This window comes from Streptomyces sp. NPDC088746 (assembly GCF_044751065.1).
Taxonomy (GTDB): Bacteria; Actinomycetota; Actinomycetes; order Streptomycetales; family Streptomycetaceae; genus Streptomyces.
This window is the reverse complement of the sequence record NZ_JBIVLA010000007.1, coordinates 195968-211046: the sequence shown is the minus strand read 5'-3', so window position 1 is coordinate 211046 and position 15079 is coordinate 195968. Positions and strand designations below refer to the sequence as shown.

Annotated in this window: 3 protein-coding genes; all 3 read right to left on the bottom strand. The window is 73.2% G+C overall.

All coding sequences use genetic code 11. From position 1 onward, the window contains the following. Positions 1-44: 44 nt before the first annotated feature. Genes ACIP63_RS28450 through ACIP63_RS28440 form a run of 3 tightly spaced genes read right to left on the bottom strand, consistent with a single transcriptional unit; the run spans position 45 to position 15076 of the window. The gene (locus ACIP63_RS28450; protein ID WP_401521136.1) at positions 45-14249 is read right to left on the bottom strand and encodes a lonely Cys domain-containing protein; all 14205 of its coding nucleotides are present in this window, start codon (positions 14247-14249) and stop codon (positions 45-47) included. Then, the gene (locus ACIP63_RS28445) at positions 14250-14615 is read right to left on the bottom strand and encodes a hypothetical protein (RefSeq protein ID WP_401521133.1); all 366 of its coding nucleotides are present in this window, start codon (positions 14613-14615) and stop codon (positions 14250-14252) included. Next, a complete protein-coding gene (locus tag ACIP63_RS28440) occupies positions 14612-15076 on the bottom strand; it encodes a YbaB/EbfC family nucleoid-associated protein (RefSeq protein WP_401521131.1) in 465 nt (154 codons plus the stop codon). Before ACIP63_RS28440 ends, ACIP63_RS28445 begins: the two co-directional genes overlap by 4 nt. Between the last annotated feature and the right edge of the window lie 3 nt (positions 15077-15079).

Below are 15079 nucleotides of genomic sequence, written 5' to 3'. Positions count from 1 at the left end.
ACTCCCGCTCCCCGGCGCGGCGGCACCGGTCAGTGGTTCTTCCCTCACTCCGCCGCCGGCCTCTCCACGTCCGGCGTGCCCGGTGCGCTGTCCGGCGTCAGCATGAGCCCGGGTTCACCGGTGTGCGGCACCGTGGTGCCGGGCTCCGGCCGCGTGGAGTCCCCGGGCCGGACACGGGACCAGGAACCCGCCGCCGACGGCCCGCCCGGGGCCGGCGGATCTTTGAGGGACACGACGACGTACGGAGAGCCGGGCGCGGCGTTACCGGTCAGGAACACCTTGTCGGTGGTGGTCCACACGCCCCTGCCCGTCAGCGCGCTGACCGTGTCGCGCGGGTCGGCCCCGGCAGCCGCCCCGGCCTCGCGCACGGCGAGGACCAGGTCGGTCCGCAGGGGCTTGCCCACCAGTTCCCGGTCGTGGGACAACAGCTCGCCGACCTCGTCGTACGGCACCCGGAGAACGGGGCTGCCGGGCAGGGACATCAGGAGATGGCCGGAGTTCCCGGGGGCCCAGACGACGTACGGGTCGGGGCTGCCGGGGGTCTTCCACGGCGCGGGCTCCACGCCGCCCGGCTGGTGTCCGCCGCCCGGCTTGGGCACCGCGGTGACGAGGACACCCGTGTTCAGCGGTCCCGGCGTCCGCGCGCTCGGGAACCAGGTGCGTCCCGCCGCGGTGCCGTCCGCGCCGAGCAGCCGGGTCTCCGGTGCGAGGGCCCCGAGCACCTCCAGATGGAACGCGGCCAGGGCCGCCGGGTTGTCCAGGCCCCGTCCCGCGGCCGCCGCCATCGCCACCAGGCCGATGAGCTCGTCGCGCCGCGCCGGGTCGGGCCGCTCCAGGTGGAGGATCCGCGCGCCCTCGCCGTCCGGGTCGGGGGTCCGGTGCTCCCAGGCGAGCGCCGCTGCGGTCGCCCAGAACAAGCGGGCCCGTTGGGCCGGGCCCACCCCGGCGCCGTCCGGCAGCCGCAATACGCGTGCGGCCTCGGCGTCGAGGGCGCCGGGCCCGTCGAAGCCGCCCAGCCGGCGGGCCGCCTCCACGAGCAGGGGCAGCGGCACGAACGCGGTGAGGGCGGCATCGGTGCCGGGTGCCGCGGCGGTGTGCAGCAGGGCGGCGCGGTAGTCCTCGGCGCCGAGGGCGGCGCCGTCCGGCGGACCGTCCGGGAGGGGCCCGCGGATCTCCCGTACGGCCTGGTCCAGCAGGTCCATGGTGAACGGTGTGGCGCCGGCCAGCCATGGATCTCTCCCGCGCATCGTCTCCAGGGCGCCGATGCCGGCCAGCAGCCGGGGGTAGTCGGCGTCCTGGTCCACGTCCGCCCCGAAGGCCGTCCGCAGGGCGCGTACCAGTCGCAGGGTCGCGTCCCGGACAGCGGGCGGAGCCGGCCCGTCGTCCTGGTGGAGGCCGGCGGCTCGGGCCACCTCGTCGAGTGCGGCGCCGGACGGTTCGGGCCGGAACTCCAGCCACCGCCCCCGCCTGCCCCGCGGATCGGTGCTCAGGATGCGGACGTATCCGCCGCCCTGCTCCGCGCTCAGCCGCTGGATGCCGCTCGGCCTGGTGGAGGCGAACACCGTGCGGCCGGTCTCGTTCGCGGTGTGCTGGGCGTCGCTGACGGTCGCCAGGGGGTCGGCGACGTAAGGCATCAGCGGGGCGTCCCCGTTGACGAAGTCCGGGCCGCCCGCGGTCGCGTGCCAGCACTCGTCCATCACGATCACGTGGTCGTCGGAGAGCCGTGCCACGCTCGGCCGCCGCTTGAGGAAGGCACCGGTCGCGGTGGAACGCACGATGTGGCTCGTGCCGTCCTCCAGCGCCATGTCCGTCATCCCCGGGAACCCGTGTACGGCAAAGAAGTAGGCCGGCCGGCCCGCCCAGGGCACCGGGTCGGGGTCCTTGGTCAGGACGCCCGTGACCGGATCCTGGTGCCAGAGCTCCGTCGCCGCCGGCATCTGCCGCATCAGCCCCTCGACGCGGGCCGCCTCGGCGGGGTGGAACACGAAGCGTCCGATCGACCGGCCCTCCGCGACCTGGGTGTACGACACGACCTCGCTCTCCCAGGCGGGCGCGTCCCGCAGGTCGTCCGGCCCCAGCACCTTGCCCGGTTCGCTGACGCTCCAGGCCCCCGCCGTCTCACCGGGACGGTGCTCCGGTGAGACGGCGGCCGGGCCCCCCTCCGTCTGCGGGGTGAACCGCAGACGGCCGCTGGTGGCCCAGGTCTTGCGGCCGGTGCGGTCGGCGACGGCGCGCGGCAGATCCAGGCCCCGCGCACCGGCCTCCGGGACCAGTAGGACCACAGGGGTGTCGTCCGGCAGCCCGGCCAGCACCGGGTCCAGAGCGAGCAGCTCGGCGAACACCTCCGTGGTCACCCGGTGCGGGGTGCCGCCCCCGTCCAGCACGACGACGTGGTCGTGGCCGCCCTCGGCCGCCAGGACGACATACGGCGCCGGGTCGGTGTCGCCGAGCGGGGGCTCTCCGTACGGCTGCTGAGCCGCTCCGACCGCCCGCGCGGTGTCCAGGTCCCTGATCCTGCCGCCCGTCCAGTTCCTCCCCCGGCTGCCGCCGGTCCGGGGCAGTGTGCGGGCGACGGAGAACACCCCGTCCAGCATCAGACGGAAGGCGGCCAGGCCGGCGAGGCTCGTGGCCCCTTCCACGTTCTCGTCGAGCGCCACCCGGAACAGCTCGCCGCGCTGCGCCTTGGTCACGGGAGCCTGCTCGCCGAGTCCCAGGACGTACCGGGTCACCTCGTCCAGGTCGAACGGGCCGTCACGCAACGGGGATGCGGCCACCGCCCGGCGCAGGGTGTCCAGCCGCACCAGGGTCTCGCGCAGCGCCGGATAGAGCGGGGCCGCGTCGATCCCGGGGCCGTAGAGGTCCTCCAGGATCTGGTGGTGGTCCGGCTCGACGTCCAGGCTGTCCCCCTCGTCACCGTCCTCCCAGTCCAGGATCATGTCGAGGGAGTCGACGCTGCCCTCCGGGGACGAGGGCTCCGGCGAAGCGAGCAACAACCTCGTGGTCGCGGTGGTGTCCGGCTCGCCTCGTTGTACCCGGATGAGCCGGTGTTGCTCCGGCGTCAGGCCCAGTTCGTCGACGGGCAGTCTGTCGCCGAGAATCGCCGCCTGGGTGGACTGCGCCAGCGAAAGCGTCACCCCGATGGCGTCGAGTTCGGCGAGCGACACCATCCCCTTCACCGGCACCACCACGGGCGGAGCCGGAGGATCCGCGGGGGCGGCGGAGGCGGTCTTGACCTGTTCGGGTACGACCCGCACGCCCAGCCGTTCCGTGAAGAGCCTCGCCACCTCCCGCAGCCAGCCCGCCGCGACGTCCGGATCGAGGCCGGGCCGGACGGATTCGCTCATGTAGCGGCCGGACTTGTCGTTCACCGTCCACCGCTTCAGCTCCTTGCTCCACAGGAACTCGCCGGAGACCCGGCTCATCCCGGGCTCCGACCGGCCCGACTCCCCGAACCGCGCCGCGATGCCCGTGTGCCCGAGACCGTCCAGGTCCCTCCGCAGCTGGTCCGCCGTCAGGTCCGGCGTCTCACGCCGCATCCCGTCGAGCAGCGCGTCGAACTGTTCCTGCGTGAGGATCGCGCTCGGCTGCTCGCTGCCGAGCAGGACCCGCCCGTCCCCGGTCACGGTGTAGATCCACACCGCGTCCGGGTTCGCCGTGATCAGCAGATCGGGGTCGACCTCGTCCAGGGGGGTCCACAGCGGGTTCACCCGTACGTCGCCCTCGCTGTCGCGTTCCTCGGGCTTCACGCGCTTGGGTGCCACGCTCTCGCCGAAGACGAGCAGGTCCATGGGTTCCGCGCTGCTCCCGTCGTAGTGGTCCACCCCGTTGTAGTGGACCTCGACCACACGGGACGCGTCGCCGGGGCCGGCCCTGCGGGTGTCGGCCAGGCGGCCGTTCCACGCGACCTCGACCCGGGCCTCGAAGGTGTGCGCGAGCAGGGGCAGGAAGACCTCGCCGACGTCGGTCAGGTACCGGTCCTCCCAGCGGGAGACGGCGTCCAGGACCGTGTGCATCTCCGCGGTGTCCAGGGGGGCGTCACTCGTCGGGTACAGGAGGGCCAGCTCCGTGCGCAGGCCCGCCTCCGAGCCGTCGACCAGGGTGTCCGCGTCCACGCCGTGGTGCGCGAGCAGCGGGACGAGCTGGGCCCGGTGCAGTCGCGCGATCCTGGACCCGAACTCCGCCACCCCCGACAGGCGCAGCTGCCCGATGACGGACGGGGGCAGCCGGCCCTCGCTGCCGGTCAGGTAGTCCTCGACGGCCGTGCGCATGGCGTCGACGACAGCGGTCTCCGGGCCGCCCGGGTAGTACCCGCTCGTCGACCGGACCTCCGCACGGCTGCTCAGTTCGCGGCGTACGGTGCCGGCGTCGTCGAGCCAGGCGTACACGGCGGGGTGGGACTTCGCCAGGCCGGGCAGCCGGCTGCGTACGTATCCGGGGTCGCTCGCCATGAACGAGAGGAAGAGGCACGCCCCAGTGCCCGGAACCCGCACGGGCCGCCCCTTGGCCGCGTCGGCCGGGCGCTGCTCGGGCTCCGGCTTCGGTGCCTGCTCGGGCTCAGACTTCGGTTTCGGCTTCGGCTCGGGCTCAGGCTCAGACTGCGGCTTCGGCTCGGGCTCAGGCTTCGGTTCGGGCTTCGGCCCGGGCTTCGGTGTCTCCGTCATAACCGGCTCGGGAACCGCGAGTTGGTAGTGGCGGTCGGCCAGGCTCAGCACCACGCGCGGCCTCGGGCCTTCCGGCAGCGCGTCCAGCGAGCCCGCCAGGTGCCCTGTGGGGTCGGACGGTCCCGGCCCGAAGTCCTGGAAGCGCCCTGCCTCGTCCACGACGGTGATGTCCACCCCGAACGTCCGGGCGGCCAGCACCGGCAGCAGATCGGCCGCCCCGTGGTTCCAGCCCGCCTCACCCTCCGTGTTCCCCGGGCGCGTCAGCTGGGCGACGGCCAACGCGGCCCGGGCCGCGCGGTCCGGGGTCACGGAGTGCGGCATCAGCCCTCCCAGCCCGTCGAACTCGCGGCCCCCAGGGGTGCCCGCCCCCAGCGGCCCGGTCCCCCGCAGCCCCGCCCCGGTCGCCTCGGCGTCGCTGAAGGCGTCCGTGACGTCCGGGGCGACGGCGTCGAGCAGGTCCGCGTCCGACGGGTCCATGAGCCTGGCGGTGAGCATCCGCAGTACGGCGTCGGCCGCCGCTCTCCGGTCTCCGAGGTCCACCCCCTGTTCGGTGAGCAGGTGCGGCGCGCTCCTGCTCAGCCCCTCGACCAGGGCGTGCAGGAAGGCGTCCCCGTCCTCCGGCACGTCGTGCAGCGCGTACGTGACGTGGTCGGGCGAGGTCAGCCGGGCGTCCGTGCCGGTGCCGGCCCTCGTGTACGCCGGGGGCGCGGGCGACGCGGGGGGCGGCGGCACCGCCGCGGGCTTCCGGTAGGTGACCGCCGGGGGCTCCGCCCGGCCCGCCAGGCGCTCCCGGCCCTCGGCGGTGGCCGCTTCCTGGTGCCACCGGGTCAGCTGGTCCGTCGCCGACCGCACCCGGTGGTACTCGGCCGCCGCGTCCTCCGCGGTCGTCCTCAGCGTGTCGAGCAGTGCGCGCCGGTTGCCGAAGGCGGTGGCGGCGGCGTCGCGCCGGCGGGTGGCCGCCCCGACCCGGCTGTCCGCCGTGGCCACGTCCTTCTCGGCCGCCGTCACGCGCCGGTCGGCCGCGACCGCCCGCTCCCGCGGAGTGACGGTGCGGACCTGTGCGGCCGCGACCCTTTCCCGGGCGGCCCGTTCGGCTGCGGCCAGGGCCGTACGGGCCTCCGCGATCTGCTCGCGTATCAGCTCCGCCCAGCCGTCATGGGCGGCCTCACCGGTGTCGGCCGCCTCGGCGGCGTCGAGGACCTCCTGGGCCTCGCGTACGTCTCGCTGACCGGCCCTCCGGACCCCGTCCAGGCGTTCCTCCGCCGCGTCCACCGCGCGGTGGGCCGCCTCGGCCACGTCGTACGCCCGGGACAGCCGTCGGCCCGCAGCCCCGGCAGCGGTCTCCGCGTCGTCGAGGACGACCTGCGCCGCGTCCCGCTCCTCCCTCAGGCCGGTCGCCGAACGGCGCTTCTTCCAGTACGCCTTGTCCGCGTCGACCCAGGCCTTGCTCGCCTTGCCGACCGCGTCCCACGCGGCTCCCACCTGGGCGGGGAAGTTCGTGTCGTCGATCAGGCCGAGGTCCCTGGCGACGTCGTCCCTGATCCAGGTCAGGGCGTACGCCTCCGAGCCCACCGCCTTCGGGCCGGGCCTGACACGCCCGAAGGTGCCGCCGACGAAGCGCCCGACAGGGGTGTCCTTGATGCCCCGGCGCACATCGGCGACGCTCAGCCACGAGGTCGGCACGGCGAACAGGAACACCCGCCCCGTCTTGGGCTTCGTGTTGATGGAGGTCAGCTGATCCGCCGAGGTGGGCAGCGCGTCGCCTTCGGCGGCGTACGGCCCGGTGCCCGAACCGCCGATCTGGTGGAGGCCCGTCTTGTCGGAGCTGATCAGGACTCCCGCCCCGAGAGCGGAGTCCTGGACGTTCTCCCGGCCGACGGAAGAGGCGGCGCCGACCCCGGTCCGCCGGAGCATCTCCATCTTCTTGCCGTCGGCGACGGTCAGCAGCCGGGCGCGGCTGAAGTCGGGTTTGGCGTACAGCTCGAGCTGCGCGCTCTCGGTGGCGGCGATGTTCTTCTCGGTCAGCCCGGGGATGCCGTAGCCCTGCGGTGTCACCGCACGGTGGTAGTACGCCGTGAGGGCGGCGTTGCCGGAGCCGTCCTCCAGTGCCTGGGCCGAGCCGGTGCCCAGCCGGGTCAGCCCGGTGTCCCTGGCCCGGCGCGCCGCGTCGGGCCCGTCCATGGAGAAGCCCGCGTCGTACGACAGGGCCAGCGCGTAGGTGTTCGCCACCTGGATCTCCGCGAGACCGACGATCCGACGGACGTCGAAGCCGGTGGCGGGGAAACGGAACGGCTTCAGGGTGCCGTCACCGTGCAGGGTGTCAGGGCCCAGCACGTACGGCGAGATGCCCTGCCGCGGCGCGGCGAGCCCCGTCAGGTCCGGGGGCGGCAGCAGATCGGCGCCCGGTTCGGCGTCGGGCGCCATCAGGCTCAGGGGCACGTGCTCGCGCAGGGTCCCGGCGGAGTGCGCCACGCTGATGACCTGCTTGCCGCGGAACCGGTCGAACCCCTTCCGTACGGCCCCCCGGTCCCCCGGCGCCGGGTCGTCCGCCTCCAGGGTGATCCGGAGGGTGTAGGGCGTGGCGATCTCCGCATACGGTTCCGTCGACGCCGCCCGGAACACGGTCAGGGTGGATTCCGTGCGGCTCTCGCCGCTGGACTTCCGGCCGGAGCCGGTCTCCGTGAAGGTGGGGCCCCCCGCCACGGCCCCGGTGGTGTTCTCCGTGTGGACGGCCTCCCCCACGAGGTAGCCGAAGTCGGCGCCCTTCGTGGACTCGGCGCCTTCGGTGACCGTCTCGATGGCCCGCCGGTTCTCCTCCATCTCCACGCTGTGGTCCAGCATCTCGAACGTCGGCGTGCCCGGTTCGAGCTGGACCCTGATCCGGACCTGCCGCTTGCCGAGGCGGAGGGTGTGCCAGCCCCACGCCCCGGTGCGGGCCGGGACGGAGGAGCCGCTGCCCGTCGTCTCCTTGTCCAGCGACCGAAGGACGCGGGAGGAGACCAGAGTGCGGACGCGTTCGCTGCCCGCGTCGTCGAGCCCGAGCGCGGCCACCTGCTGTTCGAACGCGGCGAGCGCCGTCGTCGGGTCCAGCGCATTGACGGCGTACGTACCGAAGTTCTCCTCCCGCAGCCATGACTGCGGGGACCAGCGGTGGCGGGTGTAGCGCGGCACCTCGCCCATGCCGTCGTCGATCAGCCCCACGAGATGGGCGCTCTTCTCCGGGACATGGGCCAGCCAGCCGCCGGGCACGGTCGTCATCCGGCCGGCCGCCGCGGCGATCCAGTCGGGCACGAGCGGCCGGCCCGCGGCGCCGGAGCCCAGCAGGCTCGATGTCAGGGCCAGCCAGTGCTCGGCGGTGCCCGACACGAGCACCTGGTGGCCGAAGCCCTTGCGGTTCATGTCGTGGACGAAGGAGCGGGTCACGGTCCTGCTCGACTGGTCGGCCGTCGACCAGGGGCTGGCGACCAGACCGTACGTGCCGAGCAGTCCGGGCCCGGCCGCGTGGGAACGTGCGTAGACGAGCTGCCCGCCGACGAAGAAGGTGCGGGTCTTCGTGAGCTTCCCCGCCGTCTGGCCGGTGCCGCCGAGCACCATCTCCGTGTCCATCGGCACCGACCCGGTCAGTGCCTGGATGCCGTTCACCGCCGTCAGATGCCGGAAGGTGGCCCACAGGGTGGCGTACGGGCCCTTCCCCATCAGCCCCGACGCGCTCCAGCCCAGCGGCCCGGAGCTCTGGTCGAAGTTGGCCGTCAGATACTGCGGCTGGAAGGCACGGAGCACCGCCTCGCGGGTCGGGGCCCCCTCCTCGGTGAGCTGCCACGCACCGCCCGACCCGGAGGTCATCGTCTGCCCCAGTGCCGCGACGAGTGCCGGTGACGGCACGACGTCGATGGTGAGGAACGGATGGTTCTGCAGGTCCCGGAACATCTTCGAGCCCCGGCCGTCCGCTGTCACCGGGCCCGGCTCCCCTACCAGGTCGGTGGCGCGTACCAGGCTGCCCGGCCGGGACAGGTCACCGAGGGCCAGCGCCCGCGCCCGGTCGGGGCGCAGGGTGCGTACCGGCTGGAGTGCGACGCTCGCATAGGGGTTGGCGGCGCCGTGGTGGTGCGGGTCCACCGCGGGCGCGTGCGTGCCGGGGATACTGATGAGCACCTGCGCGGCCAGGGGGCCGCCGCCGACCCGGCGCCCGCCCGGGGCCGTACCGATCAGCAGGTCCTGCGGCCGGCTGAAGACGAACGGCTGGGTCCCGAGCAGCCCCAGCGTCGCCGCCCCGCGCAGCAGGCCCCGGAACCGCCAGTACCCGCCGCGGTCCACGGTGAGCGAGAGGTCGTAACGGTAGAGGTGCGACGGCCCGGCGCTCACCGTCATCGGCTCGTACGTGGCCGTCGCGCCGAAGCTGGTCTCCTCGTCGTTCTGCCACCCCCAGCGCACGCCGGCGCTCGGACCGCCCGAGTTGTGCGGAGCGCCGATGTCGTCGGTCATGGGGTCGCGGAAGGCGAGCAGTCCCTCGACGCCCGCCTCCCCGATGCGCTTGGCACTCTTCTGACCGTCCACCCGCTCGACGCCGACCGAGCTGTAGCGCAGCTTGAAGTCGTCCTGCACGCCCTCGAAGCGGCGGTTGGTCAGCTCTCCGTGCAGCCAGATGTAGCGGTGGCCCTGTCCGATCCGGCCCGGTTCGTTGAACCGGATCCGGATGCCGGTCGTGGTCAGTGCCTCCAGGTTCCCCGCCATGCTCCGGTGCGACAGGGCGCTGAGGACCTCCAGCGTGTTGGCGAGAGCCGTGCGGTACTCGTCGTCGTTCCTCCACCGCATCGGCGCGGGGCGGGCGACGGCGGACGGGTCGGGCCGGTCCAGCAGGGCGTGCGCCCGCTCCCGCCAGGTCCTGTGCTCGGGCGGCGCCAGCTGGTCGAGCCGTGCGACGAGCCCCGGATACGTCGCCGCGAGCGCCGTCAGCACCTGGTCGGCGAAGGTGTCCAGGAGGGTGCGCTCCTGTCCTGTGACACCGGCCGGCCCGGTCTTCGTACCGTCGCTGAAGGCGAATTCCTCCACCCGGTGCATGCCCAGGGTGGGCGGCCTGTCCGGGGTCAGATACGCGGGGGCGAACGGCTCGGGTGCCCCCGCCCGCAGCGCGCGCCGCAGCCCGTCGTCCCAGCCGGCCAGCCGCCGCGCCTCCGTACGGGTCATCCGGTCCACACTCCAGGTGTGGAACCGCTGCGGCCGGGTGCCGGTGCCGCTGCGCTGGACGTACACCGTCTTGCGGACCAGGTAGAGGCCGGTGGCGTCGCCCTTGACCTGGCCGGCCGTCTTGACTGCCCCGGAGCCGCCGAGGCCGGCGGTGCGCGACACGGAGAAGAGGTAGCGGAACGCCCCGCCGAACTGGAGCCGGAGATTGAGCGTCCCGTTCCCCAGGTCGAAGAAGTTGAAGGCCGGTCCCGCGACGCCGTCGATGCCGAGTGCCGCCGTCTTCTGGACGCTCCGGTCGTTGCGTACGGTCAGGGTGTTGATGTCGCGCATCTCCGCGTCGGGCGTCTCCGTGATCAGCGTCGCCCGGCCCGGCACCACATCGACGACGAAGACGCCCAGCGGCGTGCGGGCCTTGTCGTCGGCGAACAGCGGCACGGTGGTGACCCGGCCTCTCGACAGCGCGGGGCTCTGCCGCTGGAAGCTCAACGAGGAGAAGAAGGAGTTCAGTTCACCGTAGGCGGTGCTGCCCGGTGCCACGCCGATCTCCTGGGCGGCCCAGTCCCGCATCCGGGAGACGGGGCCGAACCCCTCCGTCCGGACGAGCCGGTAGGCCGACTGCCGGCCGAGCTCCATCGAGCGGGGGATGCGCCCCGGGGTCGCGGTCGTGCTCGTCACGCTGTCCGGCAGCCGCACGGACAGCCCGTCGCGCACCGCGAACCCGAAGACGGCGGGCTCGGGGCCGGTCACGATCCGGCCCTCCGCGTCGGTGACCCGCAGGTCGTAGTAGACGTGGTCCAGATACACCCGCGAGCCGTCGAGCGCGCGGGTCTCCGTCTGGCTCGTCCCCTGCTCGGTCTGCCCGTATCCCACGCGGTCGGTGAAACCGAGTCGCAGACCGATCCGTCCGAAGCCGCTGAAGGCGGCCGCGCCCACGGGTCCGATGGGGCCGCCGAGAGCGATCTGTACCGCGGACTGCATGGTCTTGCTCTGCCCGGCGGTGACGACCGAGCGGTGCATCCCGTCCACCTTGACGGGGCTGCCGTAGGTGTCGGTGAACTGCTCCCAGTCGCCGTAGTGCCGCGCGGTGACCGAAAGCTTCCGCGCGCTGCCGTCCTGTGCCGTGTACGGGAAGACGCGCCCGTCCCCGGCCAGCGTCTTGGGCTCGTGCGTGAAGGCGTACGTGACGTCGTCCATCAGGCTCGAACCGGTCGGGCGGCCCTTCTTCGGCCGCGCCGGACGCACGGTGTCGGTCCCCGCGGACAGCAGCCGGCCGATCTCGGCCAGCGCCTGGCCGGTGCCGCGCAGGACGACGTCGCTGTGCCCGAAGGTCACGCCGCCGGAGACCAGTTCGAGAAGAACCTCCGGGGGCGCGTCCTGGAGGAGTTCCTGTACGTCGTCGATGTAGGCGGGCATCCGGGAGCCGTTGCCGAAGTCGGCCCGGTCCCGCCGCCCGCCGAGCGGCCGTGGCAGCTCCCGGTCCAGGACGGGAGGCCGGGTGGTGGGGAGCACGGGGGCGTAAGGCTCGGCGCCGAGCGCGCCGCCGGGCCCGCCGCCGGTCGTGGCCGGGCGGCGGACGGGTGGCGCGGCGGACTGCCTCGCCGTCGCGGTCGCGGGTGCGGGTGCGGGTGCGGGGGTGGCGCCGGCGGTTTCGGAGCGTGCGGGGGTGGCGCCGGCGGTTTCGGGGCGTGCGGGGGTGAGGTCCCCGACGAGCGTGCTGATGAGTTGCAGATGGCGGCCGCGCAGACCACCCTGGGCGAGCCCTTCGGGCGCGGGGCGCCGGTAGTCCCCCAGGAGGCTCCCCTCGACGTCCGGGCGGTGGGGAGCGACCGCGTGCCGGGACTCGTCGCGCAGGCCGAGCATGTGCGTGATCTCGTGCGCGTAGTCGACGGGGTCGGCGTCCGCCCACCAGGCGGAGCGGGTCATCTGCCGGTCGCGGCCGATGAAGCCGACGTTGAGCCCGTTGGGGTGCGGGTCGCTCTCGACGCGCTCCACGGTCACATGCAGGAGGTCACCGTTCGGCAGCCGGTGGCCCGGTGCGTTGAGCGCGGCCTCGACGCCGCTGAGCACCTTCTCCCAGACACCCTCGGGCATCCGGTCCGGGCTGCCGACACCGACCTTGACGGTGAGGTCGGTGACCTGTTCGCCGTCCAGCTCGAAACGGCGTACGTCGAACTTCGACTTCACCGCGAACTGGGTGGTCTGACCCGGCTGTTGGGGGTCCGGCGGCGCCGACACCGGGTCGACCCAGGTGTGCGAACGTGGCACCGGCTCCGCCCCGGCACGCGCCGCCTCCCAGGCGGGCGACCCAGGGGCGCCGACGGTGGCCCCTGTCGTGGGGCCGGATGCCCCGACCACCTCGGGCCGGCCCGTCGCCAGGTCGGCATCCGGGCCGGGCGCACCGGGCAAGTCCTCCTGCTGCGGGGAAGAGGCGGTCGGCACGCCGGACGACGACGTCGGGGGTGCGGCGGAGCCGGTCGGTGTCCCACCAACGGCAGGTGCCCCACCAACGTTCGGCGCCCCGCCAACGGCTGGTGTCCCACCAACGTTCGACGCCCCACTTCCGGTTGATTCCTCCGACGCGGATTCCTCGACCGGATTCGTCTGATCCGTGCCGGCCAACGGCCGTGCGGCCGGGGGCGAGGATGCCTGTGGAGCAGCGGGCGAGGACGAGGCGGGCAGATGCGGCGCGGCGGCGGAGGATCCCTGCGACTCGTCGCCGAGTCCGGTTTGCGTGCCCTCGCCGTCCGTCTCCGTCTCCGTCACCGTGGCCGGCCGCTGGTCCGGGGTCCCGGCTGCCGCACCTCGCCCGGCCGGTGGCTGCGACGACGAGGAGGGCTGCGTCGTCGCGTCCCTGGACGTCGCCTCGTCATCGCTCGACCGCATGAGCTCGGGGGTGAGATCCGTATCGAGATCTGTATCGAGCGGCGTGGGCTGCGAGGAGAGCGCGGAACCCTGAAGCGAGGAACCCGACGGCAAGGCACCGGACGACGGGACGGACTTCGGACCCGCCAGTATGCCGGGCGTGAGCGCCGTGGGGAGCGAGGACGAGATCAGCGGCGGTACGACCACCGGGGGCGTCACGTTCGACGACGGGGCCACGTTCGGCGATGACGTCACGTTCGGCGACGACGACGGAGGCGTACTGGCCAGAGGCGTCGTAGTCGGTGGCGTACTGACCAGCGGCGTCGTGGTCAACGGCGGCGTGGTCAACGGCGGCGTGGTGGTCAGCGGCGGGGCGCTTCCCGCGACGGAGCCCGGACCCGTGCCCGTGCCCGGGACGAGCCCGGGACCTGGCCCGGAGCCAAGACCGGAACCGGTGGTCGACACCGGCGCCGGCACCGTGCGCGTCGCCCCGTCACCGCCACCCGAACCCCCGGCGCCGGGCAGGTCGTTGAGCGAGTCCGGACTCACCGGCGGGGCGAAGAACTTGTTGTTCAGCCACAGCGCCCCGCCCCCGACCGCGGACTCGGCGTACATCCCGAACACCCCGCTGGTGCCGGCCCCCACGAACGTCTCCCACTTGAACTCCCAGTTGCCGTCGAAGAGTCCGTTGACCAACACCTCCGCGAGCGACTCGCTGAGCCCCGAGACGACGAAGACCGCGGGGACGTCGTAGACGTCGTTGAGCACCTTGGACACGAACGGGTTGTTGTTCGGGAAATCGGGGAAATCCAGGTTGTCGAAGTAGTCCCCGCCGTTGTTGAGCCAGTTCTTGAATTTGTTCGAGAAGTACCCGCCGACGCTCTCGAAGAGACCGCCGAGGGCACCGAACGCCGCCGCCTTGCCGACGTCACCCCAGTCGATGCCGTCCGGTTTGCGGCCGGGCGGGTTGAACGCGATCTGGGCGAGCTTGACCGCCAGCGTCTGGATGGCCTCCGCGAAGGCCTCGCTGAGCGCCGGGGCGATATGGGTCATCCGCAGCAGCCGGTCGATGATCATCAGCAGCGCCAGCCGGCTGCGGGCCCGGGCCAGCGCCATCTGGGAGATCGAGGTGCCGCCCGTGAAGAACGCCATCGCCGCCAGGAAAGCCAGCTCGATCAGGAGCATGACGATCTCGGCGATGATCTCCCACTTCGACTCCTGGATCTTCATCGAGTAGTCGATCTGGCCGTCCGCCATGACGTCCAGCTGACGGACCAGCTCCTGGAGCCGGTTGATCCCCCCGTCGTCCGTCAGCAGGGACAGACCCTGGACGTAACCGCGCGCGACGTCCTCCGGCAGCGCACGGCCGGCGTTCTGGACGGACTCCTGTACGGCGTCGCGCAGTTCGAGGACCCGTTTCCCCAGGTCGAGGTAGAGGGCACGGCTGTCCCACGCCAGGTTCTCCCTGGCCTGCAACGGCATCTCGCCGAGCAGGATCCAGAGCATCTTCCTGACGTCCTCGGGGAAATTGATCTCCTGCACTCAGCGCTTCCCCTGCCCGCCGTCGCCCCGGAGGGCCTCGTCCGTCTTCCGCTGGTGGGCCTGGATCTGTTCGGTGGTGTCGGTGCGGGTTCCCTCGATGTTCTCCAGGTTGGTGAGCGTCGCCGAGACCAGGGCGTCCAGCGCCTCGTACAGGCCCCGGGTGATGTCGGTGCAGTACCTGTTGTTCTCCTCGTACTTCGGACGCACCTCGCGGGCGAAGTCGTCCGTCCAGCCGGGCCATTCCGTGTAGTCGTTCTCCTGGCGCAGGAAGGCCTCACCCATCTGCTTCGCCAGGGCGGGCAGGTTCTTCATCTCCTCGATGCTGCGCCGCAGGCCGCCCGGGTCCGCCTCGTACAGCCCGCTCATGCCCGTCCGCCTCTCCCTGTGCCCGGCCGTCCGTCGTCGGTGTCGTCATGGATCTCGTCCCGCAGCCGGTCGCTCGCCGGCCGCCCGCCGCCCCCTGCACCCTCGTGGGCGGGGCCGAGGATGCGGTCCCAGTCGACGTCGAACCCGCCGAACTCCGGGGCCACCCCGCTGGGTCGGGTCAGCGGCTCGAAGATCTCCCGCACCCGGTGTGCCATCTCCGCGCGCCCCTGGTCCGCGGCCTCCAGCACCGACGCGGCGAGCTGGCCGGCCGGCATGGAGCGGTACCGGCCGTCCAGGAAGCGCAGCCCCGTCAGCTCGCCCTGCGGCCCGACGGTCACCTCGACCGTGCGGTCACGCGAGCGCACGGTGTGCGAGGCATCGCGCAGGTCCTCCTCCGCCCGGGCGACGGCGGCCTCGACCGCCTGGAGCTCGGCCATCGCCTGGGCCACGCGTTGCTCCATGGG